This window comes from Salinivibrio socompensis S35 (assembly GCF_000513715.1).
In the GTDB taxonomy this organism is placed as follows: domain Bacteria; phylum Pseudomonadota; class Gammaproteobacteria; order Enterobacterales; family Vibrionaceae; genus Salinivibrio; species Salinivibrio socompensis.
Genome location: NZ_AQOD01000192.1, coordinates 1 through 1438, shown reverse-complemented (window position 1 = coordinate 1438; position 1438 = coordinate 1). Strand labels below are relative to the sequence as shown.

The 1438-nt window shown below is 43.6% G+C and carries 3 protein-coding genes and 1 pseudogene; 3 read left to right on the top strand and 1 reads right to left on the bottom strand.

Annotated features, from left to right (window positions below):
* The 3 genes from DZ54_RS24480 to DZ54_RS0116575 form a co-directional block, all read left to right on the top strand.
* On the top strand, nucleotides 1–169 hold a 169-nt coding region (locus DZ54_RS24480), incomplete at its 5' end, for a transposase domain-containing protein (RefSeq protein ID WP_164831616.1).
* 99 nt (nucleotides 170–268) lie between these two features.
* Nucleotides 269–673, top strand: a complete 405-nt coding sequence (locus DZ54_RS25345) for a hypothetical protein (RefSeq protein ID WP_037355063.1) — start codon at nucleotides 269–271, stop codon at nucleotides 671–673.
* Nucleotides 588–1211 carry a hypothetical protein gene (locus tag DZ54_RS0116575; protein ID WP_128080565.1) on the top strand — a complete coding sequence of 208 codons (624 nt, stop codon included), beginning with the start codon at nucleotides 588–590 and terminating at the stop codon, nucleotides 1209–1211. The genes DZ54_RS25345 and DZ54_RS0116575 overlap by 86 nt, the downstream gene beginning before the upstream one ends.
* Before the next feature lie 90 nt (nucleotides 1212–1301).
* Here DZ54_RS0116575 and DZ54_RS25045 read toward each other — a convergent pair.
* Nucleotides 1302–1438, bottom strand: a pseudogene (locus tag DZ54_RS25045) (IS4 family transposase); the annotation flags it as partial.

Here is a 1438-nt window from a genome sequence, read left to right as displayed (position 1 = left end):
TGCAAAAGCGAGTGCYAATCTGTATAGCTTGGTGATGACATGCCGTGCCAATGACATCAATCCCTATTATTACTTCCGGCACCTGTTCGCTGAATTACCTAAGCGCTCGCCATCGGACGATATGTCAGATCTGATGCCGTGGTGTGTGGAACTCAGTGATGTCGAGTAGGCGCTCACCGGTTTATTAACCGCTTACTTTTACGCTAGCAAGCAAAAAACAATCATAAACTCATCTCGGCTCTATGTAACAGACAGGAATAACGACAATGTGCCATTACTGGCCACGTCATCCGATTTAAAGAAGCCAGTACCGTTTGTCATGTATGGCTCTCTGGATGATGTGAAAATGTTTGATATTGAAGAGTCGAATGATAGGAAAGTTGGAACTATCATTCTTCAATTCACTCTCGTTGACGTGCATATCAGAGGTTTTCAAGTCTTCATTAACGGGAAAGTCGTAGAGCTAATTTCAGCAAGAATGCCTTCAACATTTTTTGAAATTAAAGATAATGCTGTTGACTTTGATGTTAACACGAGTCTGAACCAAAATTACGTTTACATAAAAATTGGACTTGACGAATACATTGATGAAGGGCCTGCGTCGATTATCTTTTGCATTTTCTTCCTACCAGCAAAACCCTCAAAGGATTGGTGCGGTCACTTTGAGTGCTAAGACAAAAAATGGTTATAAAGAGTTTCAGCACAAGAGACTGAATAATCCAAATAAAATATTAATGCCTCGTGTGCAAGCTCAAGAGCTTGACGTGGCTGACACTGCATACATTAAAGATGGCTGGGCACTTTTTAACCCTCACACATTTGCAATAACCAGTAAAGGGAAGAGCAAGTTTCCTTTTGTTGTAAATGGAAAGGGTCAGGTGTTTATAGACACTGCGTTCATATCAAAAGCAACGATCACTGAGCTGACGGGCAAAAAGCTTACATACGATGAAATCAATGCAACATTGAATATCAAAGCACCCAAAATACATGGTGGGCTAGTCAGTGGGTCGCAGTTTAGATCGGGTGATGCTGGTTTTGGGTATGGCGGACCATATGATGGATATAACACGTTTATCTCAGCTGACGGGACGCTAAGGACCAATCGTCTCATTGTGCCGGAAGGTATATTTCTCACTTGCAGCTTGCGACTGGTGCCGCAACGTCGGTGCATAGTGCTGACAGCCAGTCATCGAACAGTGTTTTTTTAGATATACCGTCAGTGCCAGGAAGCCAAGCAATTATCAATTTTACTTCATTTGCTTGGGCTGCCCGAGGGCACAAAGCCCTGAGAGATCCCCTCATAAATCCGCCAATGCATAGCCCTCTTTTAAGAGCTGCTGGGCTAGAACCACAGCCGCAGCTAAGAGGTGTTGAGTTATAATTTCGTAGTCTGGTCGCCTGAGGACTTCCATACCTAACCGGACGGTAGACAGGA

Bases quoted from the DNA above. Each gene is read 5' to 3' on its own strand.
- DZ54_RS0116575 (WP_128080565.1), top strand. From the start codon at position 588: ATGAAGGGCCTGCGTCGATTATCTTTTGCATTTTCTTCCTACCAGCAA.